The 22,816-nt window shown below is 75.6% G+C and carries 22 protein-coding genes; 10 read left to right on the top strand and 12 right to left on the bottom strand.

Features of this window, described 5'->3' with window-relative positions:
* Nucleotides 1-28: 28 nt before the first annotated feature.
* The gene (locus ABIE39_RS07055) at nt 29-3,958 is read right to left on the bottom strand and encodes a nitrate reductase subunit alpha (protein ID WP_354051050.1); all 3,930 of its coding nucleotides are present in this window, start codon (nt 3,956-3,958) and stop codon (nt 29-31) included.
* 225 nt (nt 3,959-4,183) lie between these two features.
* Here ABIE39_RS07055 and ABIE39_RS07050 point away from each other — a divergent pair, with 225 nt between their 5' ends.
* A complete protein-coding gene (locus ABIE39_RS07050) occupies nt 4,184-4,693 on the top strand; it encodes a molybdenum cofactor synthesis domain-containing protein (protein WP_186810455.1) in 510 nt (169 codons plus the stop codon).
* 105 nt (nt 4,694-4,798) lie between these two features.
* On the opposite strand, the gene ABIE39_RS07045 is transcribed toward ABIE39_RS07050, so the two are convergent.
* From ABIE39_RS07045 to moaC, 4 genes are read right to left on the bottom strand one after another with little or no spacing between them, the layout of a single operon-like run.
* Nucleotides 4,799-5,035 (bottom strand): MoaD/ThiS family protein, encoded by a 237-nt coding sequence (locus ABIE39_RS07045; RefSeq protein WP_114553347.1) that lies wholly within the window; start codon nt 5,033-5,035, stop codon nt 4,799-4,801.
* Between the two features lie 3 nt (nt 5,036-5,038).
* Nucleotides 5,039-5,332, bottom strand: coding sequence for a DUF6457 domain-containing protein (locus ABIE39_RS07040; protein ID WP_061267805.1), 294 nt, complete (start codon nt 5,330-5,332; stop codon nt 5,039-5,041).
* Nucleotides 5,329-6,060 (bottom strand): molybdenum cofactor guanylyltransferase, encoded by a 732-nt coding sequence (gene mobA, locus ABIE39_RS07035; protein WP_354051048.1) that lies wholly within the window; start codon nt 6,058-6,060, stop codon nt 5,329-5,331. Before mobA ends, ABIE39_RS07040 begins: the two co-directional genes overlap by 4 nt.
* Nucleotides 6,057-6,527, bottom strand: coding sequence for a cyclic pyranopterin monophosphate synthase MoaC (moaC, locus tag ABIE39_RS07030; protein ID WP_114554273.1), 471 nt, complete (start codon nt 6,525-6,527; stop codon nt 6,057-6,059). The genes mobA and moaC overlap by 4 nt, the downstream gene beginning before the upstream one ends.
* A 97-nt stretch (nt 6,528-6,624) precedes the next feature.
* On the opposite strand from moaC, the gene ABIE39_RS07025 reads away from it, so the two are divergent.
* Entirely contained in the window at nt 6,625-7,296 is a 672-nt protein-coding gene (locus tag ABIE39_RS07025) for an AIM24 family protein (RefSeq protein ID WP_021483456.1), read from the top strand.
* 18 nt (nt 7,297-7,314) lie between these two features.
* On the opposite strand, the gene ABIE39_RS07020 is transcribed toward ABIE39_RS07025, so the two are convergent.
* Nucleotides 7,315-8,643 carry a molybdopterin molybdotransferase MoeA gene (locus ABIE39_RS07020; RefSeq protein ID WP_354051047.1) on the bottom strand — a complete coding sequence of 443 codons (1,329 nt, stop codon included), beginning with the start codon at nt 8,641-8,643 and terminating at the stop codon, nt 7,315-7,317.
* 105 nt (nt 8,644-8,748) lie between these two features.
* On the opposite strand from ABIE39_RS07020, the gene ABIE39_RS07015 reads away from it, so the two are divergent.
* The 3 genes from ABIE39_RS07015 (at nt 8,749) to ABIE39_RS07005 (ending at nt 11,474) form a co-directional block, all read left to right on the top strand.
* Nucleotides 8,749-9,498, top strand: coding sequence for a PAS and ANTAR domain-containing protein (locus ABIE39_RS07015; protein ID WP_074803380.1), 750 nt, complete (start codon nt 8,749-8,751; stop codon nt 9,496-9,498).
* Between the two features lie 49 nt (nt 9,499-9,547).
* On the top strand, nt 9,548-10,408 hold the full coding sequence (locus ABIE39_RS07010) for an SDR family oxidoreductase (RefSeq protein ID WP_074803377.1): 861 nt from the start codon (nt 9,548-9,550) through the stop codon (nt 10,406-10,408).
* A gap of 274 nt (nt 10,409-10,682) precedes the next feature.
* A complete protein-coding gene (locus tag ABIE39_RS07005) occupies nt 10,683-11,474 on the top strand; it encodes a GAF and ANTAR domain-containing protein (RefSeq protein WP_354051045.1) in 792 nt (263 codons plus the stop codon).
* 10 nt (nt 11,475-11,484) lie between these two features.
* Here ABIE39_RS07005 and ABIE39_RS07000 read toward each other — a convergent pair whose 3' ends face one another.
* Nucleotides 11,485-12,216 (bottom strand): ANTAR domain-containing protein, encoded by a 732-nt coding sequence (locus ABIE39_RS07000; RefSeq protein WP_175009338.1) that lies wholly within the window; start codon nt 12,214-12,216, stop codon nt 11,485-11,487.
* Nucleotides 12,217-12,309: 93 nt separating this feature from the next.
* Between ABIE39_RS07000 and ABIE39_RS06995 the strand changes: the two genes are divergently transcribed.
* Entirely contained in the window at nt 12,310-12,801 is a 492-nt protein-coding gene (locus ABIE39_RS06995) for a DUF6328 family protein (RefSeq protein ID WP_175009337.1), read from the top strand.
* Nucleotides 12,802-13,462: 661 nt separating this feature from the next.
* On the opposite strand, the gene ABIE39_RS06990 is transcribed toward ABIE39_RS06995, so the two are convergent.
* Nucleotides 13,463-14,710, bottom strand: a complete 1,248-nt coding sequence (locus ABIE39_RS06990) for an MFS transporter (protein ID WP_175009336.1) — start codon at nt 14,708-14,710, stop codon at nt 13,463-13,465.
* A gap of 118 nt (nt 14,711-14,828) precedes the next feature.
* On the opposite strand from ABIE39_RS06990, the gene ABIE39_RS06985 reads away from it, so the two are divergent.
* From ABIE39_RS06985 to ABIE39_RS06970, 4 genes are read left to right on the top strand one after another with little or no spacing between them, the layout of a single operon-like run.
* On the top strand, nt 14,829-15,533 hold the full coding sequence (locus ABIE39_RS06985) for a DUF1361 domain-containing protein (RefSeq protein ID WP_354051042.1): 705 nt from the start codon (nt 14,829-14,831) through the stop codon (nt 15,531-15,533).
* A 52-nt stretch (nt 15,534-15,585) separates the two neighbouring features.
* Entirely contained in the window at nt 15,586-16,287 is a 702-nt protein-coding gene (locus tag ABIE39_RS06980; protein WP_354051040.1) for a hypothetical protein, read from the top strand.
* Entirely contained in the window at nt 16,284-16,925 is a 642-nt protein-coding gene (locus ABIE39_RS06975) for a DUF4352 domain-containing protein (RefSeq protein WP_175009333.1), read from the top strand. The genes ABIE39_RS06980 and ABIE39_RS06975 overlap by 4 nt, the downstream gene beginning before the upstream one ends.
* Nucleotides 16,922-17,479, top strand: a complete 558-nt coding sequence (locus tag ABIE39_RS06970) for a hypothetical protein (RefSeq protein ID WP_209828767.1) — start codon at nt 16,922-16,924, stop codon at nt 17,477-17,479. The genes ABIE39_RS06975 and ABIE39_RS06970 overlap by 4 nt, the downstream gene beginning before the upstream one ends.
* A gap of 23 nt (nt 17,480-17,502) precedes the next feature.
* Here ABIE39_RS06970 and ABIE39_RS06965 read toward each other — a convergent pair whose 3' ends face one another.
* The 4 genes from ABIE39_RS06965 to ABIE39_RS06950 form a co-directional block, all read right to left on the bottom strand.
* A complete protein-coding gene (locus ABIE39_RS06965; protein WP_175009331.1) occupies nt 17,503-18,912 on the bottom strand; it encodes a hypothetical protein in 1,410 nt (469 codons plus the stop codon).
* Between the two features lie 59 nt (nt 18,913-18,971).
* The gene (locus ABIE39_RS06960; RefSeq protein WP_163188741.1) at nt 18,972-19,247 is read right to left on the bottom strand and encodes a DUF4235 domain-containing protein; all 276 of its coding nucleotides are present in this window, start codon (nt 19,245-19,247) and stop codon (nt 18,972-18,974) included.
* A gap of 118 nt (nt 19,248-19,365) precedes the next feature.
* Entirely contained in the window at nt 19,366-21,903 is a 2,538-nt protein-coding gene (locus ABIE39_RS06955; RefSeq protein ID WP_354051038.1) for an ABC transporter permease, read from the bottom strand.
* On the bottom strand, nt 21,900-22,670 hold the full coding sequence (locus tag ABIE39_RS06950; protein WP_354051239.1) for an ABC transporter ATP-binding protein: 771 nt from the start codon (nt 22,668-22,670) through the stop codon (nt 21,900-21,902). Before ABIE39_RS06950 ends, ABIE39_RS06955 begins: the two co-directional genes overlap by 4 nt.
* Nucleotides 22,671-22,816 lie beyond the last annotated feature (146 nt).

The raw sequence follows: 22,816 nt of genomic DNA, 5'->3' as shown, positions 1-22,816 counted from the left end.
CCGAGGCCGCCTGCTGCGTCCGTCCGCGTCACGAGTACCGCACCTCCTGGCTCCGGCGCCGGACGACCGTCATCTCGTCGCGCTGGTTCCCCGTGGGCCCGAGGTAGTTGAACGCGTACGACAGCTGGGCGTACCCGCCCGCGAGGTGCGTCGGCTTGAGCAGGATGCGCGTGAGCGAGTTGTGGATCCCGCCGCGCAGGCCCGACGTCTCGGCGAGCGGGACGTCGATCGTGCGGTCGGTCGCGTGGAACATGTAGACCGTGCCCTCGGGCATCCGGTGGCTGACGATCGCGCGCGCCACCACGACGCCGTTGCGGTTGTACGCCTCGACCCACTCGTTGTCCGCGACGCCGATCTTGGCCGCGTCGGCCGGGCTCATCCAGATGCCCGGCCCGCCGCGCGAGAGCGACAGCATGAAGAGGTTGTCCTGGTACTCCGAGTGGATCGCCCACTTGTTGTGCGGGGTCAGGTACCGCACCGCGACCTCCGCGTGCCCGGCGGACCCCGGGTAGCCCGACGGCGAGGTGTCGCCCACGACGGGCGAGTCGCCGAACAGCCGGTGCATGTCGAGCGGCGGCCGGAAGACCGGCAGGTGCTCGCCGAGCTCGATCATCCAGTCGTGGTCGAGGTAGAAGTGCTGCCGACCCGTGAGGGTGTGCCACGGCTTGAGCCGCTCCACGTTGACGACGAACGCCGAGTACCGGCGCCCGCCGTGCTCCGAGCCCGACCACTCGGGCGAGGTGATGACCGGCGTCGGGCGGGACTGGACGTCCGGGAACGTCACGCGCTTGCCCTGCTCGCCCCGGGCGAGGTCTGCCAGGGGCGTGCCCGTGCGTCGCTCGACGTGCTCGAAGCCCTGCACGGCGAGGCGACCGTTCGTCGTGCCCGAGAGGGCGAGGATCATCTCGCACGCGTGCGTGTCGCGGTCGAGGCGCGGACGTCCGGCGGCGGGGCCGTCGGGCACGAGGCCGTTGCGCCGGCCGAGGTCCGCGACCTCCGGCCCGGGCGAGAACTGCACGCCCTTGGTCGCCATGCCCGCCTTCTCGGTGAGGGGGCCGAGCGCGGCCATGCGCGCGGCGAACGCCGGGTAGTCGCGCTCGACGACCACGAGCTTCGGCATCGTCACGCCCGGCACGAGCTCGCGCTCGGTCACGGGCTGCCCCGAGTCGGTGAGCGCGCCGTGCGGGACGGCCATCTCGTCCGGGGTGTCGTGCGCGAGCGGGGCGGCGACGAGGTCCTCCCGCACCCCGAGGTGCGTCACCGCGAGCTCGGAGACCTTCGCCGCGACGGTGTGGAAGATGTCGAAGTCCGTGCGCGTCTGCCACGGCGGGTCGATCGCCGGGTTGAACGAGTGCACGAACGGGTGCATGTCCGTCGAGGACAGGTCGTGCTTCTCGTACCAGGTCGCGGCGGGGAGCACGACGTCCGAGAACAGCGTCGTCGACGTCATCCGGAAGTCGAGCGTGACGAGCAGGTCGAGCTTGCCGCGCGGCGCCTCCTCGCGCCACGTCATCGACCGCGGGCGCCGCTCGGGGCCGGACTCCGCGGCGTTGACCGCGGCGTCCGTCCCCAGGAGGTGCTGGAGGAAGTACTCGTTGCCCTTGCCCGACGACCCGAGGATGTTCGCGCGCCACACCGTGACGACGCGCGGGAAGTTCGCCGGGTCGTCGGGGTCCTCGCACGCGAACCGGAGGTTCCCGACCTTGAGCTCGTCGACGACGTGCTGCGCCGGCTCCTTGCCCACCGCGCGGGCCTCGTCCACGAGGTCGAGCGGGTTGCGGTCGAACGTCGGGTAGCTCGGCATCCAGCCGCGCTGCGCGGACTCGACGAGCGTGTCCGCCGTCGTGCGTCCGGAGAACTGGCCCTGCGCGAGCGGCGACGCGAGCGCGTCCGCGGGCAGGCCGTCGTAGCGCCACTGGTCCGTCGCGAGGTACCAGAACGCGGTGCCGATCATCTGGCGCGGCGGTCGTGACCAGTCGAGGCCGCCCGCGTACTGGGCCCACCCCGTGACGGGACGGCACTTCTCCTGCCCCACGTAGTGCGCCCACCCGCCCCCGTTCACGCCCTGGCAGCCCGTGAGGGTGGTCAGCGCGAGCATCGCGCGGTAGATCGTGTCGGAGTGGAACCAGTGGTTGGTGCCCGCGCCCATGATGATCATCGAGCGTCCGCCCGAGTCGAGCGCGTTCTGCGCGAACTCGCGCCCGATGCGCGCGGCCGCCGCGGCCGGGACGCCCGTGAACCGCTCCTGCCACGCCGGGGTCGCGGGCGTCGCGTCGTCGTCGTAGCCCGCGGGCCACTCGCCCGGCAGGCCGAGCTCCGGCCGGTTCACGCCGTACTGCGCGAGCAGCAGGTCGAGCACCGTCGTGACGAGCCGCCCGCCGACGCGACGCGCCGGCACGCCACGCACGACGACGCCCGCACCGCCCAGGTGCGCGCCCGCCTCGTCGTCCGGGGCCGGGTCGAGGTCGAACCGCGGCAGCCCGACGGCGACCGTCTCGTACGAGTGGTCGGCCGAGGGAGAGCCCGGGTCCGCCGGGGTAGAGCCCTGGTCGGCAGGGGTAGAGCCCTGGTCGGGCGACAGCGGGCGCTCGGGGACGGTGTCGCGGCTGGGAGGCGTCTGGGGGGAGCCCCAGAAGACGCCGTGCGGGTCGGCGACCGAGAGCAGCGGGTCGATGTCGCCGAGGTCGAGGTTCCACCGCCCGGCGTCGGCCTCGCCGTAGCGGTGGCCGAGGCTCCCGTGCGGGACGCGCGGGGTGCCGTCCGCGTCGAGCACGACGGTCTTGAAGCGCGCGTTCGCCGAGCCGGCGCCGTCGTCGCCGGGGCGCCCGACGCCGTCGGGCAGGTCCGCCGCGGTGAGGAACTTCCCGGGCACGTACGTCGTGCCCGAGCCGTCGTCGTGCTCCTCGAGCACGACGAGGTGGGGGAGGTCCGTGAAGCGGGCCGCGTACTCCGCGAACTGCGGGGTGCGGCGCTGCGCGTAGTGCTCCGTGAGGATCACGTGGCCCATGGCCTGGGCGAGCGCGCCGTCCGTGCCCGGGTGCGGGGCGAGCCACTCGTCGGCGAACTTCGTGTTGTCCGCGTAGTCGGGCGACACGACGATCACCTTCTGGCCGCGGTAGCGCGCCTCGGTCATGAAGTGGGCGTCGGGCGTGCGGGTCACGGGGACGTTCGAGCCCCACATGATGCAGTACGTCGAGTTCCACCAGTCCGCGGACTCCGGGACGTCGGTCTGGTCGCCGAAGACCTGCGGGGACGCGACGGGCAGGTCGGCGTACCAGTCGTAGAACGACAGCATGGTGCCGCCGAGCATCTGGACGAACCGCGCGCCCACCCCGTGGGAGACCATCGACATGGCGGGGATCGGGGAGAACCCCGCGATGCGGTCGGGCCCGTACGCCGCGATCGTGTGCACGTGCGCCGCGGCGACGATCTCCGCCGCCTCGTCCCACGTGGCGCGCACGAGGCCGCCCTTGCCGCGCGCCGCCTTGTAGGCGCGGGCGGTGGCGGTGTCCGTCGTGACCTTGCGCCACGCGAGCACCGGGTCGCCCGTGGCGGCGCGGGCCGCGCGGTAGGCGTCGAGCAGCGCGCCGCGCACGTAGGGGTAGCGCACGCGCGTGGGGGAGTAGGTGTACCAGGAGAACGCGGCGCCGCGGGGGCAGCCGCGCGGCTCGTACTCGGGCGAGTCCGGCCCCACGGAGGGGTAGTCGGTCTGCTGGGTCTCCCACGTGATGATGCCGTCCTTGACGTACACCTTCCACGAGCACGACCCGGTGCAGTTCACGCCGTGGGTCGAGCGCACGACCTTGTCGTGGGACCAGCGGTCGCGGTAGAACACGTCGCCCTGGCGGCCGCCCGTGAGGAACACCTGCCGCAGGTCGTCGGACACCGTCCCGCGTTTGAGGTGCTTGCCGAGCCGCAGCAGCGCGTCCTCGACCGGGCCCTCCGACATCGTCGTCATGCGGCGCTCCCGCCCCCCGGGGCGGCGGGGACCACCGGGCACCACCAGGGGTGGCGCGCCGGCGGCGACGACGGCACGGACAGGTACGACATACGAGCCTCCTGGGCGAGCAGGTGCGGCGGTCGGTCCACAGCCACTATGCCCAGGTCGCCTGGATCGTGCGCGGTGAGCGCACGCCGTGGTCCCGTCCCCGCCGGGCCGGGCCGGGCTCGCTACCGTGGCGCCATGACCGCACCCACCGGACGGCCCGCGGACGCGACCGTCGCCGTCGTCACCGTGTCCGACCGCTGCTCGCGCGGCGAGGCGGAGGACCGCTCGGGACCTCTCCTCGCGGGGCTGCTCGCGGCGTCGGGCTGGGCGGTCGTCACCGACCTCGTGCCCGACGGCGTCGCCCCCGTCCGCGACGCGGTCGCCCGGGCGGTGGCCGGGGGAGCGCGGGTCGTGCTCACGACCGGGGGGACCGGCGTCGGGCCGCGCGACCTCACGCCCGAGGGCACCCGCGAGGTGCTGGCGCAGGAGATCCCGGGCATCGCGGAGGAGCTGCGTCGGCGCGGCGCGGAGCACGTCCCCGCGGCGGTGCTGTCCCGCGGCGTCGCGGGGGTCGCGCCCGGTCCGCACGGGCGCGCGCTCGTGGTCAACCTCCCCGGCTCCACGGGCGGGGTGCGCGACGGCTGGGCCGTCCTGGAGCCGCTCCTGCCGCACGTCCTCGCGCAGCTCGACGGCGGCGACCACTGACGACCAGGCCGTCGGGGCGCGCCGACCAGGCGGTCGCGGCGGGTCCCGGGACCGTGACGAGCCAGGACCGCCTGCTCGGCACGGGGCGGGGTCAGTCGGGCGGGGTCAGCCGCCGGCGAACGGTGGGAGGACGTCCACCGTCTCGTCCGCGGCGACCGGGGTGTCGTCGCTCGCCGCGCGGACGCCTCCCACGAGGAGCGAGCAGCGCGGGAGCACGTCGGCGAGCGCCGCGTGCCGGGCGACGACGGCGGCGTGCAGCTCGCCGACCGTCGTCGCGTCGACGGTCTCGGTCTCGGTACCGGCGGCGTCGCGCGCGCCGGCGAAGTAGCGGACGGTCGCCATCTCTCAGTCCTGCGCCCCGGCCGGGGCCGCCGTGCCGGGCAGCTCGGGCTCGGGCGTCCACGCGAGCGCGAGCTCGGTCGCCCGGTCGAGCACGTCCTGCACGCTGCGGCCCGACCCGTCGTGCACGGCGAGCCCGGCGACGTAGCCCGCGACGAACGTCGTGAGAGGCGCGGCGGGGCGCTCGATGCCGTGCGCGGCGTCGCGCGCGAGGTCGAGGACCGCGCCGATGTCGACGACCTCCGGGTCGAGGTCGAGGTCCTGCGCGAGCGCGTCGACCCAGCGTTCGAGGTTCGTCATCGTGGCCTCCTGCCGTCGTCGGGGGTGCCGGCGGGCGGGGCGCCGGGCACCGCGGGCGCGCCTGCGGCCAGGCGGCGCTCCTGCTCGCGGGCATCCTCCCACGTGTCCACGTCGTCGGTGGCGCCCGTGTCGTCGGGGACGCCGATCGCGGGGAGACCGGCGAGGAGCCGCCGCACCGACGCGCCCTGCACGGTCGGCAGCGCGTCGAGCGCGGCGTCGAGCGCCGCGCGCTCGTACAGCCCGACGAGCCACTGCGCGCGTCCGTCGCGCACCGCGTGGACGGCGACCTCGCCGCTCCGGCGGCGGGCGGCGGCGAGCAGCGCGGGTACCGCCTCGGCGGCGCGGGGGACGTCGCACGCGAGCACGAGCACCCAGGGCGCGCGGCCGTCGTCGGGCAGGGCGGCGAGCCCGGCCGCGATCCCGGCGACGGGCCCTCCGAACGGCGGGTCCTCGCGCGTGCGGACGTAGCGCCCCGGGGCGGCGAGCTCGTCCGGCCCGACGACGACCGTCCGCGCCGCCCCCACGGTCGCCGCGAGCGCGTGCTCCAGCAGGGGCCGACCCCCGACGACGAGCCCCGGCTTGGGCGTCCCCAGCCGCTGCGCCCGCCCTCCCGCCAGCACGACGGCGTCGAACGGGAGGGACGGTTCGGCACCCCGTGCGCGGATCGGCAGCCCGAGGTGCCGACCCGGCCCGTCGGGTGCCGACCCGTGGTCGGGGCGGGAGGTCACGGCTCGCGGTGCCAGTCGCCGGACTTGCCCCCGGTCTTCGCGACCAGCCGCACGTCCGTGAGCTCGACGGACTTGTCGAGGCCCTTGACCATGTCGACGACCGCGAGGCCCGCGACCGCGACGGCGGTGAGCGCCTCCATCTCGACGCCCGTGCGGTCCGCCGTCCGGACGGTGGCGGTGACGTCGACGCCGTGGTCGCCCACGACGAGGTCGACGACCGCCCCGTGGACGCCGATGACGTGCGCGAGCGGCAGGAGCTCGGACGTCCGCTTGGCGCCCGCGATCCCGGCGATGCGCGCGACGGCGAGCACGTCGCCCTTGGGGACGGTCCCGTCGCGCAGCGCGGCGACGATCTCCGGCGAGCACCGCACGGTCCCGGTCGCCGTCGCGGAGCGGACGGTGGGCTGCTTGGCGGTGACGTCGACCATGCGCGCGTGCCCGCGCTCGTCGAGGTGCGTGAAGCTCATGCCGCCACTCTCGCACGCGGCGCCGCGCGTGGTGCCGTACGCGCGGACGGTCGGGGGATCGGGTGCGCTCGCGGCCCGCAGCCGCGAGGATCGGCCCATGCGCAGCTCACTCCTCGACCACGCCGAGCGCTCCGTCGAGCCCGGCAGCTTCCAGCTCCAGAACGACCGCATGCTCAAGGTCGACCTCCGCGGCACGGGCGGGTTCTTCTTCGCGAAGCAGGGCTCGATGGTCGCCTACCAGGGCGACGTCGACTTCGCGTACGAGGGCAGCGGCGGTCTCGGCAAGATGTTCAAGAAGGCGTTCACGGGCGAGGGCATGTCGCTCATGAAGGTCTCGGGCAGCGGCGACGTCTTCCTCGCGCAGGACGCGGACCAGGTCTTCGTGCTCCACCTGGAGGACGAGGGCGTGACGGTCAACGGCGCGAACGTGCTCGCGTTCGAGAGCTCGCTCGCGTGGGACATCAACCGGGTCGAGGGCGCGTCGATGCTCAGCGGCGGCCTGTTCAACACGACGTTCACCGGGACCGGGGCGCTGGCCGTCACCGCGTTCGGCACGCCCGTCGTGCTCGACGTCGACGTCCCCACCTTCGTCGACATGCAGGCCGCGGTGCTGTGGTCGACGTCGCTGCAGTCCTCGATCCGCAAGACGGCGAAGCTCGGGGCCGCGATCGGGCGCGGCTCCGGCGAGGCGTACCAGCTCGCGCTCTCGGGGCGCGGGTTCGTCGTCGTGCAGGCGTCGGAGGGCCACCCGCCGCCCCCGGCGAAGTGACCGCGGCCGGCCCCGGGTTCAGAGCAGCAGCACCTGCACGGGGTCACCCGGCGCCACGGCCGTGACGTCGGCCCCGACGACGGCGAGCGCGTCGGCGTGCGCGAGCGCGCTCAGGCGGTGCGAGCCGGAGCCGCGCGCCGTCGCGTCCTCCTCGGGGCGACGGCCCGCGGGGACGACGCGCGCGCCGTCGGGCTCGGTGTGGCGCACGAGGACGAGCTGCTCGCGCCCAGGCGGCGAGGACCACCCCGCGGCGGCGACGCGCCGGACGAGCGGGCGGCCCGTGCCGGGCACGCCGCGCAGCCGGTCCACGACGGGCCGCACGAACAGCTCGAACGACACGTACGCGCTCACGGGGTTGCCCGGCAGCGCGAGCCACGGCACACCCCGCCAGCGTCCGAGACCCTGCGGGCGGCCGGGCTGCATGCCGACCGCGACGAGCCGGGCGTCGGTGACCGCGTCCTGCCACGGCGTGCCCGCGCGGGTCGCGGGGTCGAGCACCTCGCGCACGACGTCGAACGCCCCCGCGCTCACCCCGCCGGTGCTGACGAGCAGGTCGGGCGGGGCGCCGTCGAACGCGTCGAGCAGCCCGTCCAGCGTCGCGACGAGCGCCGCCGCGGAGTCGCCCACGGCCCCGCGCCGGACCACGTGCGCGCCCGCCGTGCGGGCCGCCTCGGCGAGCAGGACGGAGTTGGAGTCCGGGAGGTGCCCCGGTCCCGGCGTGGTCCCCGGCGCCACGAGCTCGCTGCCGGTGGAGAGCACCGCGACGCGCGGCGCGCGGTGCACGCGCACGGTCGCGTGCCCGGCGGACGCCGCGACCGAGACGTGCCGCGCCGTGAGCACGGCGCCTGCCGCGACGACGACGTCCCCCCGGCGCACGTCCTCCCCGCGGGTCCGCACGTGGGTGCGCGAGGCGTCGTGGACCGCGACCGTCGTCGGCCCGCTCCCGGCCGCGCCCGGCGTGAAGCGACCGGTCGACGTGCGCTCGACGGGCACGACGGCGTCCGCCCCGGGCGGCACGGGCGCGCCCGTCATGATCCGGACCGCCTCGCCCGGCCCCAGACCGCCGTCGAGCCCGGGCGGGCCCGCGTCCCCGGCCGCGACGTCGCCCACGACGCGCAGCACCACGGGCGCCGACGGCGTCGCCCCCGCCACGTCCTGCGCGCGCACCGCGTACCCGTCCATCGCGGACGCGTCGAACGCGGGGGCGTCCAGCGTGGACACGACGTCGGCGGCCAGGACGGCCCCCACGGCGTCCTCCAGCGGGGTGTCCGCGGGCGCCGTCGGGCGGACGAGCGCGAGCGCGTCCGCGGTGTGCTGGACGATCGTCCGACTCGGGTCGCGCGTCATGCCCGCACCGTAGCCGAGCCCGGGTGCCGACCTCGGGAGGGTGGGCTACGTTGGGCACCGGAGTCATGAAGCGGCCCGAAGCCCCCCGAACCTTGGGAGGACGACATGGCCTCGATCCCCGTGACCACCCTCAGCCCCGACCAGACGGCGCCCGTGCGCCCCGCAGCGCTCGCGGAGGTGCTTGCCGTGGGCACGCACCTCCTCGTGGGGCAGTACCGCGTCGAGCTCGGCACCGGGACGTGGTGGTGGTCGGACGAGGTGTACACCATGCACGGCTGGGCGCCGGGGGACGTCCAGCCCAGCCTCGACGCGCTGCGTTCGCGCAAGCACCCGGACGACCGCGCCCGCGTCGTGCGCGCCGCCACGGAGGCGATCCGTTCCGGACGCCCGTTCTCGTGCGCGCACCGCATCGTCGACGGGCACGGCAAGGCCCGGTCCGTCGTCGTGACGGGACAGGGCCGACGGGACGCGCGCGGTCGCGTCGTCGAGATCGCGGGGTACGTCGTCGACGTCACCCCGACGCACAAGGAGGCGCTCGAGCGCGAGTCGCAGCGCGCGGTCACGCGCGCGTTCGTCACGCAGGCGGCCGTCGAGCAGGTCAAGGGCGTGCTCATGGCCGTGCACGGCGTCGACGACGTCGCGGCGGGCCAGCTCCTCGCGGAGGCGGCCGGCGAGGCCGGCGTCCCCGTCCAGGAGACGGCCGCGCAGGTCATGCGCGCGCTGAGCAAGGCCGGCGGGGTCGGCCCGACGGCCGAGGCCACGGTCGCGGGCGCGTTCGCCGCCGTCCGCCCGGTCGCGCGGCCCCGCGCCCACGAGGCGCAGCTCGCACGCCGTCGCGAGCCGGCCCGCTCCTGAGCCGGGCGGTCCCGCGCACGACGAGAACGACACGAGAAGGAGGAACCACATGACCGACGAGACCACCTTCCCGGCCCAGCAGCAGGAGCCCCCGGGCCTCACCGGACGCATGGACCCGGTGCCCGACCACGGGGAGCAGTCGTACCGCGGCACCGGGCGGCTCGAGGGCCGTCGGGCGCTGATCACGGGCGGCGACTCGGGCATCGGCCGCGCCGTCGCCATCGCGTTCGCGCGCGAGGGCGCCGACGTCGCCATCGGCTACCTGCCGGAGGAGCAGGAGGACGCCGAGGAGACGGCGCGCTGGGTCCGCGAGGCGGGCCGCACGTGCGCCCTCCTGCCCGGCGACGTCACCGACGAGGCGACGGCACGGGCCCTGCCCGGGCGCGCCGCGTCCGAGCTCGGCGGGCTCGACGTGCTCGTCAACAACGCCGGCTTCCAGATGGCGCGGCGCGAGTCGATCGAGGACGTCACGACCGACGAGATCGACCGGGTGCTCAAGACGAACCTCTACGCGCTGCTGTGGATCACGCAGTCGGCGCTCGAGCACCTGGGCGAGGGGGCGGCGATCGTCAACAACTCGTCGATCCAGGCGTTCCAGCCGTCGACGTCGCTCCTCGACTACGCGTCGACGAAGGCGGCGATCAACAACCTCACGGTGAACCTCGCGGCCGAGCTCGGCCCGCGCGGCATCCGCGTGAACGCCGTCGCGCCGGGACCGATCTGGACGCCGCTCCAGCCGGCTACCCAGCCCGAGGAGAAGATCGAGCAGTTCGGGAAGGACACCCCGCTGGGGCGCGCGGGCCAGCCCGCGGAGGTCGCCCCGGCGTTCGTCTTCCTCGCCTCCCCGACGGACGCGAGCTACGTGTCCGGCACCGTCCTCGGTGTCACGGGAGGCAAGCCCGTGTTCTGACGGGCGCCATCCTCACCGGGGGAGGCGCGGACGGTTCGGCCGAGGGCCGCGTCTCGCTCGGGAAGGGTCGGAGGGTGGGCGTCCGCGCCCGCCCGGGGGCGGGTCCGTCGCGAGAGCGACGGCGCCCGTGAGAGGGTCACCAGCCGCCACGCCTTGTGCGGGCGAGACGGCCGCCGCCCCCGCCCCGCCCCGGTGACGCCCGGGCGGGGCCTCCGGCACGACGTGCCCCGGTTCTCCGCGACGTAGGCTTGCCGCGGAGACAAGGAGAGCACCCATGAGCACCGATCGCAGAACGAGCGCCGAGCCGACCCCGGGAGGATCCGGAGCGCCGCTGACCGAGGTCCCCGTCGTCGACCTGATGGCGGAGGAAGCGACGGTCGCGGGCCTCGTGGCGGACGCCGCCCGCGCCCTGGCCGACGAACCTACGCTGCAGCAGACCCTCGACCGGGTCGTCGAGCTCGCCGTCGCGATGGTCGACGGGTGCGACGAGGCCGGCATCTCGCTCGTGACCCGCCGCCGCATCGAGAGCGCGGCCGTGTCGGACCCGGTCGTCGCGCGCGGGGACGCGCTCCAGTACGAGTTCGACGAGGGCCCGTGCCTCGACGCCATCCGCGAGCACGCGCTCGTGGAGTCCGGGGACGTCGCGGCGGACCCGCGCTGGCCGCGGTGGGCGCCGCGCGTCTCGGGCGAGCTCGGCGTCCGCTCCATGCTGTGCGTGCAGCTCTACACGTCGGAGAACGCGCACGGCGCGCTCAACATGTACTCGGGGTCGCGGGCCGCGTTCGGTCCGGACTCCCACCACCTCGCGTCGACGTTCGCCGCCGTCGCAGCCGCGGCGATCTCGGCCGCGCGGACCGAGGAGCAGCTCCAGTCCGCCGTCCAGACCCGCACGCTCATCGGGCAGGCCCAGGGCATCATCATGGAGCGGTACTCCCTGACCCCCGGCCGCGCGTTCGCCGTGATGAGTCGCGTGTCCCAGGACGCGAACATCAAGCTCGTCGACGTCGCCCGCGAGATCGTCGAGACGCGGCGCATCCCCGGCGTCGGCGCGCCCGTGGGGGACTGAGCCCCGGCGCTCAGCCGCCGGTGGCCGGCTCGTCGGCGCACGGCGCCTCGAGCAGCGCGTCGACCCGGCGTCGGACCGACTCGTCGAGCAGGGGCCCGGCCGTCTCGGCGCCGCCGACCACGCCCTCCACGAGGCGCCGGGCGAGCTCGCGGACGGGGACGTTCACGTCGTTCGAGCGGCGGCGCAGCACCTCGAACGCGTCGTCGGGCCCCGTGCGCAGCGCCGCCATGAGCACGCCCTTGGCCTGCTCGATCACCGAGCGCGACGCGTCCGCGGCCCGGATCGACGCGGTCGCCGCGCGCCGCGCGGCCTCGGCGTGAGCCGTCGTCAGGTCGACGAAGTAGCCCACGACGTGCGCCCAGGGCAGCTCCCCGCCCGGGTTCTTCCCCTGCGCCGCGACGGCGAGCGTGCGAGTAGCGCCCGTCGCGTCCACGATGCGGTGCATGGACCCGAACGGCTCCCCGGTCCGGGCGGCCTGCGCGAGCTCGCTCGCGACCCGCTCCCGGTCCTCGGGGTGCTTGTGCGACAGCACGAGGGCGGTCGTCGGTACGACCTCGCCCGGCGCGAAACCGTGCATCTCGTACACCTCGTCGGACCACCACCACGTGTCGGTGGCGATGTCCACGCGGAAGCGGCCGACCGGCTGGGGGTCACCCGGGCCGAGGGCGGCGAGGAGGTCGGCGAGAGCGGGCGGGACGACGTCGTCGGGCTCGGTGGCGTCGGCGGGCAGGGCAGCGTCCATCGATGGGGGTCCCCGGAGATCGAGCAGGACGGAGCCGATTCCTGACCCCAGCAGAGTGAAGATTATCCCAGCGTCGGCGCGAGGGAGGAAACCATGACCACGCAGGTCAGCGACGGGCGGGACGAGTCGGCCGAGGAACGGTCCGACCGGAACTGGGCGGAGCTGCTCCAGGAGCTGCGCGTCATGCAGATGGGTGTGCAGATCCTCACGGGCTTCCTGCTCACGCTGCCCTTCCAGCAGCGCTTCGGCGACCTCGACACCGTCCAGACCGGTGTCTACCTCGCGCTCGTCGCGCTGGCCGTGCTGTCCACCGGCCTGTTCGTGACGCCGGTGAGCCTGCACCGCACGCTCTTCCGTCGGCACCGCAAGACGACGCTCGTGACCCTGAGCGACCGGATCGCGCGGCTCGGCGTGCTCGTCCTCGCGTTCGTCGTCACCGGGACCGTGCTGCTCGTCGTCGACGTCGTCGTCGACCGGACCGCGGCCCTGTGGTCGAGCGGCTGCACGCTCGTGCTGCTCGTCGGCCTCTGGTTCGTCCTCCCGCGCCTCGTCGCCCGCGACCCGTCCTCTCCCGCCTCCCCCTGACCCCGCGATCACGACCTCTCGCCACACGAGGTAGAGAGGCAGAGCCGTGGTTCGCGCGAGGAAGAGCCCCGGTCGCGCGAGGTAGAGCTGTGGTCACGCGAAGTAGAGCCGTGGTTCGCTGAGGTAGAGCCGTGGTCACGCGAAGTAGAGCCGTGGTCAATCGCGGAGACCGTGGTAGAGCCGGGCGCCGTCCCCCGGCCGCCCCGCGCCGGGCCGGAGGGCCGAGCGACACCCACTGTCCACCATGGGCCGCGGCCTCCGGCGAGCAGGTGATTGTGGCCCGTAGGTCGACCAGGACGAGCCCAGATCACCTGCTCGCCACCGAGTTCCGACGTGAGCGCGGTGACCGGTCGGCGGTGCGGTGCGAGCGCACGTGACACCGCGGGCAGTCGCTCGAGAAGGGGAGACCCAGAGGTGAGACGACGCCGGGCGGGGTGGGTGGGGGTGCCGCGTCGTGGCGGGCCTGGCGAGAGCCGCGAGGAACGAGCGGCGGATGGTAGACGCGGCACCACCACCCACCCTGCCCACCCAGGACGACCACGCGCCGTCGGGCATGACCACGGCTCTAGCCCGCGTGTCCACGGCTCTACTTCGCGTGACTACGGCTCTACTTCGCGTGACTATGGCTCTACCTCGTCTGGCCACGGCCTCTCGCGGAGGGTCAGGAGGACGACGCGGAGGCGCGGGCCCGGACGCCCCGACGGACGGGGCCGAGGGTGAACAGCAGGGTCAGCAGGGCTGTGAGGGCGAGCAGGCCGAAGCCGAGGCCGTAGGTGCCCTCGAGCTGGTAGACGGCGCCCATGAGCAGCGGCGGGATGAACCCGCCGAGGCCGCCCGCCGCACCGACAAGGCCGGTGACCGCACCGACCTTCTCGACCGGCGCGACCTTCGAGACGAGGGCGAACGTCGCGCCCGACGACGCGCCGAGCGCGGCGGCGAGGCCGAGGAACGCGATCGTCCCGACCGGCACGAGCGACGGCTGGAACGCGACGACCGCGGCGAGCGCCGTGACGACGGCGAAGCACACGACGGACACGGGCACGCCGCCGAACCGGTCGGACAGCGCGCCGCCGACGGGCCGCATGACGACGGCGAGCACGACGAACCCGGCGGTGCGGGCCGCGGCGTCGGACGCGGTGAGGTCGTAGGCGTTGACGAGGAACGTCGGCAGGTAGACGGAGAACGCGACGAACCCGCCGAACCCGACGGCGTACAGCCAGGAGAGCTGCAGGGTGGCGGGGAGGCGGAACGTCGCCCAGGTGCGGGACCAGAACCCGCCTGCGGGGGCGGCCGCGCGGCCGGGCGGGACGCGCAGCAGCAGCCACGACACGACGGCGAACACCGCGAGGACGGCGGCGACGAGGAGGAACGGGGCGGCGTCGCCCCACGCGTCGCGGATGCGGACGGTGGTGAACGCGGAGATCGCGGTGCCGCCCATCCCCATGCCGAAGATCCCGACGGCGGTGCCGCGCCGCGCGGGCGGGTACCACGCGTTGACGAACGGCACCCCGACGGCGAACGCGGTGCCGCCGAGACCGAGGAAGAACCCGCCGACGATCAGCCAGACGAAGCTGTCCGCGACGAGCCCGACGAACAGCACGGGCAGGATCGTCAGCGCGCTGACCAGGGGGAACATGATGCGCGCGCCGTACCGGTCGGTGAGCGCTCCCACGGGGATGCGGCCGAGCGACCCGACGACGACCGGGACGGCCACCAGCACGGACACCTGCACGTCGGTGAGGTCGTACTGCTGCCCGTACGCCGCGCCGAGCGGGCTGATGAGCGCCCAGGCCCAGAAGTTCACCGCGAAACCGATGGTCGCGAGGACGAGCATGAGGGTCGGGGAGGTGGACGTCGACGTCGTCGTCGCGGCGGGTCCGGCGGCCCTGCCCGCGTCCTGCTGCGCCATGGCGACTCCTGGGGGGAGGTGCCCGTCGTCGGGCACGGGGGAGGTCGTTGCGTCGAGCACCTCCACGCTAACGACGCTCCCCGCGCCGCGCGCGGGGAACCCCCCGTACCGTGGGGGCGTGCTCGACTGGCTCTTCGGGGGCGTGGCCCTGCTCAACGTGTACGCGCTCGCCCTCGTGGTGCTGCGCGCATCGCTGTACCGCACGCGCCTGTACCGGCCCATGCTCCTCAACATCGGGCTCTCGATCGCGCCCGTCATCGTGCTGGGGATCGTGGTCGTCGTCGACGCGGTGCTCATCGCGGGCGGTGCCCCGTCGTGGGCGGTCGTGGCGTGCGCCGTCCTCGGGTTCGGCGTCTGGCTGCTGCTCCTGCCGAACGCGGGCTACCTCGTCACGGAGCTGAACTACAGCCACCGCCAGGAGGGCGAGGAGGTCCCGCTCTGGTACGACATCGTGGCCGTGCTGACGCTCGCCCTGTCCGGGGTGATGAACACGCTCGTCAACGTGTTCCTCGCGCAGGCGCTGCTCGCGATCGTGCTCTACCCGGACGACGACGCCCCGTTCCGCCGGCCCGTGTCGTGGGTCGTGGTGCTCGTCGTGCTGGCGCTCGTCTCCGTCGGGATCTACCTCGGCCGCTACGTGCGGTTCAACAGCTGGGACCTCGCCCACCCGGTCCAGTTCGTGCGCAAGCTCGTGCGGCACTTCCGGGCGCGCGGCGCCGCGCTGGACGCGCTGCTCTTCGTGCTCCTGCACACGCTGTTCTTCGCGGTCATGTACGCGATCGTCATGGGCCCGGTCACGACGCTCCTCGTGCGCGGGGCCTGACGGCCCGTGGCGGTCCAGCGACGGTCCCGTGGCGGCCCGTAAGATGCGCGCCGTGACGTCGACCGCGCCGAAGGCCGCCCGGGGCGTGCCGCTGCTCCGCGCCGTCGTGGGCACGTGGCCGCGCCGCGTGGCGCTCGCCGTCGTCCTGGGGGCCGTCGTCGGCACGACGGCGGCCGGCGGGCTCGCCCGCCACGACGCCGCCGACGCGGGGCCGGCCCGGGCTGCCGCGGGGGAGCCCGTCGCCACGGGACCGTTCGACCTCACCGTGCGCTCGTGGTCCGTGACGGACACCGTCCAGGTCTCCGCGCTGGAGGACTCCGGGGCGGACGCGTGGCTCGTCGTGGTGGTGGGCGCGCTCGACACGGACCGCGAGTCGCGGCGGCTCGACCGCGCCGCGGTGACGCTCCCCGACGAGCTGCCCGGTGGTCTGGCGCTCGCGGGCGACGCGGAGCCCGACCGCCCGGACCCGACGCTGCTCGTGCGTGACGCGTCCGCGTACCCGGTGCTGTCGCCGGGCCTCGCCGACGACGTCGCGCTCCTGTGGCCCCTGACGGTGCCGGGGCAGGGCGGTGCGGTGGTCGCGACGCCCGACGAGCCGCTGACCGTGACCGTCCCGACGTTCCGGTACCGCGACATGACGGTCGGCGGCGGCCGTCGGTGGGCCGAGACGGGCGCCGTCACGCTCGTGGACGTGCCGGCCGGGGACGTCCCGCCGGAGATCGTGGACCCGCCCGAGACGGAGGACGGCTGGTGACCGAGGAGGCGACCGCCGTGGCAGCGGTCGGGCCCGAGGCGCCGGACGCGCGCTCGCGGCGGACCGGCCGGGCCGTGACCGTGGCCCTGCTCGTCCTCGCGGTGGGGGCGGGGGCCGCGGTGTCGCGCGTCGACACGTGGTGGCCCACGCTCACGCCGACGACGTCGCGGGGCGCCGTGGGCGAGGTCGTGACCGCGGGTCCGGTGCGCGTGCGGGTCGACGACGTCCGCACCGGCACGACGCTCGACGACGGCGCGGGCCCGCTGACGACCGACGGCGTCTGGGTCGTCGTGGACCTCGCGGTGTCCGGGACGACGGGCGAGGCGAGCGTCGACGTGGTCGAGCTGCGCGACGCCGTCGGACGGGACCACGAGGCGTCGCACCGTGTGAGCAACCAGGTGCTGAGCACGTTCGCCGACCCGGACGTCCCCGAGGCGGGGACCGTCGCCGTCGAGGTGCCCGCGCGGGCGCTGGAGGGCGGCCTCGTGCTGCGTGTGCTCACGGAGCACCAGGACGCGGACCTCGACCGTCCCCAGGCGATCGCCGAGGTCGACCTCGGCCGCGTCGCGCCGCCCGCCGCGGGGGACTCCGTGGAGACGGTGCGTCCCGCGCTCGTCCCGGGCGGGTGGGACGCGTGAGCGCCGGCTGGTGGCGGACCAACCGCTGGTGGCTGCCGGTGCTCGTCGTCGCGCTCGGAGCCCTGGGCTGGCTGACCTGGCGGTCGGACGAGGTGCAGGCCTGGTGGTCGGGCGAGCCGCGCGTCGCGCACGCCGCGGACGCCGAGGGGTGGGCCCAGGTCGGGGACGTGCGGGCCCGGCTCGCGGGTCTCGAGGCGGTCGACGGGCTCGACGACGGGTACGGCGGCCGGATCGAGGCGCCCGACGGCTACACGCTCTGGGCGGCCGACGTGTCGCTCCGCTCCGACGCGCCGCCCGCCCCCGAGGGCGCGGAGGAGACCTTCTCGTCGTGCGAGGTGCTGCTCCGGGACACGGCCGGCCGGGAGTTCGCGGCGGGCGCGTCGGCGCTCGCGGGCATGCCGTACCCCGAGGCGCCGGGCTGCACGGGTGCCGTCTCCAGCCGCAGCACGCAGTACTTCCTCACCCCCGACGACGCCGAGCCCGCCGAGGTGCGTCTCGTCGAGCCGAGCCTCCTGCCGGCGTACTGGTCCCTCCCCGTCGCTGACGTCGGCTGACCGCCGCCCGGCGGGGTGCCGCGTCAGCGGGCCGCGGCCGCGCCGACGGCGGTCGGCGCGCTCTCCGTCCCGGTGTCGACCACGGGGCCCGGCTCGGCCCGCCGCGCCGCGCGCCGCGTGCGCAGCGCGGACGGCAGGCCCAGGCTCGCGAGCAGCGCGTCGGCCGCGGCGGCGAGCAGGACGGTCGTGAGCACCTGCACGACGACGGTCCCGACCGTCTCCAGCGGGCCGACGAGCGCGCGCCACGCGACGATCCCCGGCTGGCCGACGACCGCCTGCGCGGCGGTGAGCACGACCTGCTCGGTGAGCGTGAGGAGCGCGAACGCGACGCAGAAGAGCAGCACCGCGCTCCAGCGGCTGCGCCACAGCATCCCGAGCGCGCCGACGAGGCCGCCGAACCGCCGGCCCGGGTCGAGCATCAGCGCCCAGGCCCGCTGGGCACCGCTCTCGCCGAGCGTCCGGTTGAACCGGTCGACGGCGCGGGCCGTCCGTCCGGTCGCGTCGCCGTCGCTGGGCGCCGCGTGGGCGGGGTCGACGACGTCGATCGCCTCCACGCCGTACACGATCGTCCCGAGCGTGAGCCACGCGAGCGGGACCACGAGCCCGGTGACGACGCCCGCGACGAGGAGGGACGTCGTCGGACCCACGGCCTCGACGAGCGGCTTGAGCGCGTCCACGCGGGCGACCACGCCGTCCCACCAGGTCGTCACCTCGACGACGACGACGCGCGTCGACCACCACTCGCGGACGCGACCGACGAGTGCCGTGACGGTGAACGCGCCGACGACGATCCACACGACCTCGCAGTAGCCCGCTGCGATGCGTACCGCGGCGGAGCGGGCGCTGCGCCGGGCGTCGTCGTCGCGCGCGGAGGCGCCGCGGTCGAGGCGCCGCGCGAGGCGTTCCAGCAGGGTGCGGGCGAGCAGCGCGCCCGCGACGACGAGCACGACGGTGAGCCCGAAGCCCTCGGGGACGGGGCTGGCGGTCTCGATCCCCGCCCCCGCCGCGAACGCGTGGTCGAGCGCGGCGGAGTCGATGTACGCCTGCCAGTCGGAGGACAGACCGCCGTAGAACTCGTAGATGACGAGGTAGGGGACGAGGACCGAGGCGATCGATCCGAGCAGCGCCCGGACCTCGAGCCGGTCCCGCTCCGTGCGCGGCTCCCGCCGCAGCACGTGCAGCATGACGACGATCCCGACGACCGTCGCGAGCGGCGAGAAGCACAGCACCAGGAGGCCCAGCACGCCCGACGACGGCGCGACGGCGAGCGCGGCCCGAAGGGCGAGCTCGTGCAGCACCTGCGCGAGGACGGCGACCGCGACGAGCGCGGGCCAGTGCCGGGCCAGGAGCCGGCCGGCGTCGGCGAGGACGCGCAGGCCGGCGCGCAGCATCGGGTCCTGAGGAGGCGTCGGGCTCGCCGGCGGGGCGGTCACGCGCGCCAGGCTACCGGGCGGCCCGGCCTCCCTCGCGCGGAGGGAGGCCGGGCCGGACGTCAGGCGCGCGAGGCGAGGCGGGCGACGACGCGCTTCGCCTCCTTGCCCGCGAAGCGGCGGGCGAGGACGCCGACGCCCGCGGCGACGGCCGCGAAGGTCACGGCCTGGACGACGCCGACCTCCTCGTCGTCGAGGTCCTTCGGGGCGTCGTGCCCGGTGACCTTGGCCCAGACGAACGTCACGAGCTTCTGCGCGGCCCAGCCCGCGGCGAAGGTCAGGGCGACGGTCCCGACCTTGAGGGCCAGGGTCTGCTCGGTCTCGTTCGTGTCGGCCACGAGGGGTCCTCCGTCGGTCGGGGCGCCGGGCGGCGCCGGGCGTGCTCGCACGACCACCGTAGTGCGAAGTCGCCGCCCACGCGCCGCCCGGCGCGCTCGCCCGGCGCGCTCGCCCGGCTCAGCCGTGGCTCACCGCGTCCAGGACGGGGAGGCGTGCGGCGCGCACCGCGGGCCACACCGCGGCGACGACGCCCACGACGCCCGCGAGCACGAGCATCGCGCCGAGCTGGGCCCACGGCACGGCGAGGGTCGTGAAGCCCTCGTCCGCGAGCACCGACGGGAGCGCGGCGGCGAGCCCGGTCCCGACCACGAGCCCGACCGCCGTGCCGAACACGGCGACGAGCACGGACTCGATGACGATCGTCGTCGCGAGCTGGGCCCGCCCGAGCCCGACGGCGCGCAGCAGCCCGATCTCGCGCGTCCGCTCCGCGACGGACAGGGCGAGCGTGTTGACGATGCCGAGCACGGCGACGAGCACGGAGAGCCCGAGCAGCGCGTAGACGATCGCGAGGACCGACTCGACCTGTCCTGCGACCTCCCCGGCGAACTCGTCGGCGTCGAGCACGGACGCGACGACGTACGGCGCGACGGCGTCGGTCACCGCGGCCCGCACGGCCGGGAGGTCCGCGCCGGGCTCGGTGTCGAGGAAGAGCATCTCCGTCGTCGTCGCGCCGACGGAGGCCGCCACGTCGGGCGGCAGGAGCAGGTCGACGGAGAACGCGTGCGAGTCGACCACCGCGCCGATGCGCACCTCCCGGGCCGGGAGGTCGGGCCGTGCCGGGTCGGCGAGCGTCAGGACGTCGCCCAGCGCCCAGCCGTGCTCGTCGAGCGCGTCCGCCATGACCGCGGCCTCGCCCCGCGCGTACGCGGCGAGGTCGCCCTCGGTCGCGGTCGTGCGCACGGAGCGGCCGAAGCCCTCGGCGGGGAAGCCGACGACGAGCTGCGGCTCCCCGTCGACGACGACCTGCCCGTACGTCGTGACGTCGACCGCCGCGACGCCGGGCACGGCGCGGACGTCGCCCGCGACCCCGTCGGGCAGGTACGGCATCGCCGAGCGGACGACGAGGTCGGCCGCGGTCTCCTGGTCGACGATGTCCTGCACGGAGACGCGGGTGGACAGCGCGAGGACGGACGTCGTCGAGACGAGCGCCATCCCGACGACGAGCGCGCCCGCGGTCGCCGCGGTCCGCCGCGGCTGGCGCGTGACGTTGCCGCGCGCGAGACCGCCGAGCGGGCGGACCAGCGCGACGAACGGCGCGGCGAGGACGGTCAGCACCGGGCCGACCGCGAGCGGCGCGAGGAGGAGCACGCCCGCGACGACGCCGGCCGCGCCGAGACCGAGGAGGGGCGCGCCCCCGCTGCCGGCCACGGCCGCCGCGACGACGAGCCCCACGCCCGCGAGCAGCGCGAGGGTACCGGCGACGGCACGGGCCCGCCCCGTCCCGGTGGGCCGGACGACGTCGGCGCGCATCGCCTCCACCGGGCGCACGAGCGCGGCGTGCCGCGCGGGCAGGGCCGCGGCGAGCACCGAGACCACGATGCCGACCACGAGCGGGACGACGACCCCCGCGGTCGTGACGGGCAGCGTGCCGGACAGCTCCATGCCGACCGCGCCCAGGCCGGTCCGGGCGAGCTCCGCGAGGCCGAACCCCGCCCCGACGCCGAGCAGCGCGCCCACGGCCCCGACGACCGCCGCCTGCCCGACCACGGAGCCGAACACCTGCCCCGGCGACGCGCCCACGGCGCGCAGGAGCGCGAGCTCGCGCGTGCGGCGTCGGACGTGCATCGAGAACGTGGTGGTGATGATGAACGTGCCGACGAACAGCGCGAGCGCGGCGAACACCAGCAGGAACGTCGAGACGAACCCGAGCTGGTCGGCGATCGCGTCGCTCGTCTCGGCCCGCAGCTCGGCGCCCGTCAGCGCCTCGGCGCCCGCGGGGAGCGCGGTCGCGACGGCGTCGCGCAGCGCCTCGGGGGAGACGTCGTCGGCCGCGTACAGCGCGACCGACGGGACGAGGCCGTCGGGCGCGTACGTCGCGGCGGCGGTCCCGGCGTCGAGCAGGACGATCGTCGCGCCCGCCATCGGCGCGGACAGCGAGACCTCGCCGACCACGCGCACGGGCCGCACGGCGTCGCCGAGCACGACGTCGGTCGTGCCGCCCACCGCGAGGCCCGACGCCGCGAGCGTCGCCGACTCGAGCGCGACCTCGCTGCCGTCGCGGGGTGCGCGGCCGTCGACCACCTGCGGGCCGGGGTCGCGGGGGTCGTAGGCGACGCCGATGCTCGGCGCCTGGCTGCCGAGGACCGCGGTCCCGTCTGCACCCACGAGCACCGCGGGACCGCTCACCTCCGGGAGCGCGAGCGCGACGTCGTCGCGCGCGCCGAGGTCGCGCGCCAGGTCCGCCGGGACGAGGCTGCGCGCACCGCCGACCTGGGCCGTCGCCGACATCAGCGCGTCCCCGGCCGACACCGCGCCGCGCACGTACGCGTCCGCCTGGACCGACGAGGCGACGATGCCGTCGAACGTGGTCGCGAGCATCGCGCGCAGCGCGAACGTGCCGGTCACGAACGCGACGCCGATCGTCACCGCGAGGACCGAGAGCACGAGCTGCGCGCCGTGGGCGCGCACGCCGCGCAGCGCGATCCGGCCCATCATCGGGCGGCCGCCGTCGTCGGTGCCGGGGTGGCGTGCGCCGGGGCCGACGCGGCGGGCGTGAGGGAGCCCAGCGTGTCGAGGACCGCCTGCGGCGTGGGGTCGTGGAGCTCGGTCACGAGGCGGCCGTCCGCGAGGAAGAGCACCCGGTGGGCGTACGACGCGGCGGTCGGGTCGTGCGTGACCATCGCGACGGACTGGCCGAGGTCGTCCACGGACGCGCGCAGGAAGCCCAGGACCTCCGCGGCGGCGCGCGAGTCGAGGTTCCCCGTCGGCTCGTCCGCCAGCACGATCGCGGGACGCGACACGAGCGCCCGCGCGCACGCGACGCGCTGCTGCTGCCCGCCCGACAGCTCGGCGGGCCGGTGCCCCAGGCGGGGGCGCAGGCCCACGGCGTCGACCACGCGGTCGAACCACTCCCGGTCGACGGGACGGCGGGCGATCGCGAGCGGCAGCACGATGTTCTCCTCCGCCGTGAGCGTCGGCACGAGGTTGAACGACTGGAAGACGAACCCCAGGCGCGTGCGCCGCAGGCGCGTCAGCCGGCGCTCGCTCATCGCGGAGACGGTCTCTCCGTCGACGACGACGGTCCCCGCCGTGGGGGAGTCGAGCCCTGCGAGGCAGTGCAGGAGCGTGGACTTCCCGGACCCGGACGGGCCCATGATCGCGGTCAGCCGACCCTTCTCGACGTCCACGTCCACGCCGTCGAGCGCCCGGACCGCGGCCTCGCCGCGCCCGTACGTCTTCACCAGCCCGCGCGCGGTCGCGATCGCGGGTCGCGCACCGTCCTCAGCGCCCTCAGCGGGCGCGCCCTCGCGCGGGGTGCTCCGCTGTGCCGCACCTGTCGTCGTCACGTCCTCGTCCGTCCTCTCGTCGTGCCCCTGCCGGCGCGTCGTGGCTCACCGCGCCGCGTCGT

Origin of the sequence: Cellulosimicrobium sp. 4261 (assembly GCF_040546915.1) — a bacterium.
In the GTDB taxonomy this organism is placed as follows: domain Bacteria; phylum Actinomycetota; class Actinomycetes; order Actinomycetales; family Cellulomonadaceae; genus Cellulosimicrobium; species Cellulosimicrobium cinnabarinum.
This window is presented reverse-complemented; position numbering and strand designations above follow the sequence as displayed.

Bases quoted from the DNA above. Each gene is read 5' to 3' on its own strand.
- ABIE39_RS07055 (WP_354051050.1), bottom strand. From the start codon at position 3,958: ATGACGACGATGTCGGAGGGCCCGGTCGAGGACGCGCTGCTGCGGCTC.
- ABIE39_RS07050 (WP_186810455.1), top strand. From the start codon at position 4,184: ATGACCGCACCCACCGGACGGCCCGCGGACGCGACCGTCGCCGTCGTC.
- ABIE39_RS07045 (WP_114553347.1), bottom strand. From the start codon at position 5,035: ATGGCGACCGTCCGCTACTTCGCCGGCGCGCGCGACGCCGCCGGTACC.
- ABIE39_RS07040 (WP_061267805.1), bottom strand. From the start codon at position 5,332: ATGACGAACCTCGAACGCTGGGTCGACGCGCTCGCGCAGGACCTCGAC.
- moaC (WP_114554273.1), bottom strand. From the start codon at position 6,527: ATGAGCTTCACGCACCTCGACGAGCGCGGGCACGCGCGCATGGTCGAC.
- ABIE39_RS07025 (WP_021483456.1), top strand. From the start codon at position 6,625: ATGCGCAGCTCACTCCTCGACCACGCCGAGCGCTCCGTCGAGCCCGGC.
- ABIE39_RS07020 (WP_354051047.1), bottom strand. From the start codon at position 8,643: ATGACGCGCGACCCGAGTCGGACGATCGTCCAGCACACCGCGGACGCG.
- ABIE39_RS07015 (WP_074803380.1), top strand. From the start codon at position 8,749: ATGGCCTCGATCCCCGTGACCACCCTCAGCCCCGACCAGACGGCGCCC.
- ABIE39_RS07010 (WP_074803377.1), top strand. From the start codon at position 9,548: ATGACCGACGAGACCACCTTCCCGGCCCAGCAGCAGGAGCCCCCGGGC.
- ABIE39_RS07005 (WP_354051045.1), top strand. From the start codon at position 10,683: ATGAGCACCGATCGCAGAACGAGCGCCGAGCCGACCCCGGGAGGATCC.
- ABIE39_RS07000 (WP_175009338.1), bottom strand. From the start codon at position 12,216: ATGGACGCTGCCCTGCCCGCCGACGCCACCGAGCCCGACGACGTCGTC.
- ABIE39_RS06995 (WP_175009337.1), top strand. From the start codon at position 12,310: ATGACCACGCAGGTCAGCGACGGGCGGGACGAGTCGGCCGAGGAACGG.
- ABIE39_RS06990 (WP_175009336.1), bottom strand. From the start codon at position 14,710: ATGGCGCAGCAGGACGCGGGCAGGGCCGCCGGACCCGCCGCGACGACG.
- ABIE39_RS06955 (WP_354051038.1), bottom strand. From the start codon at position 21,903: ATGATGGGCCGGATCGCGCTGCGCGGCGTGCGCGCCCACGGCGCGCAG.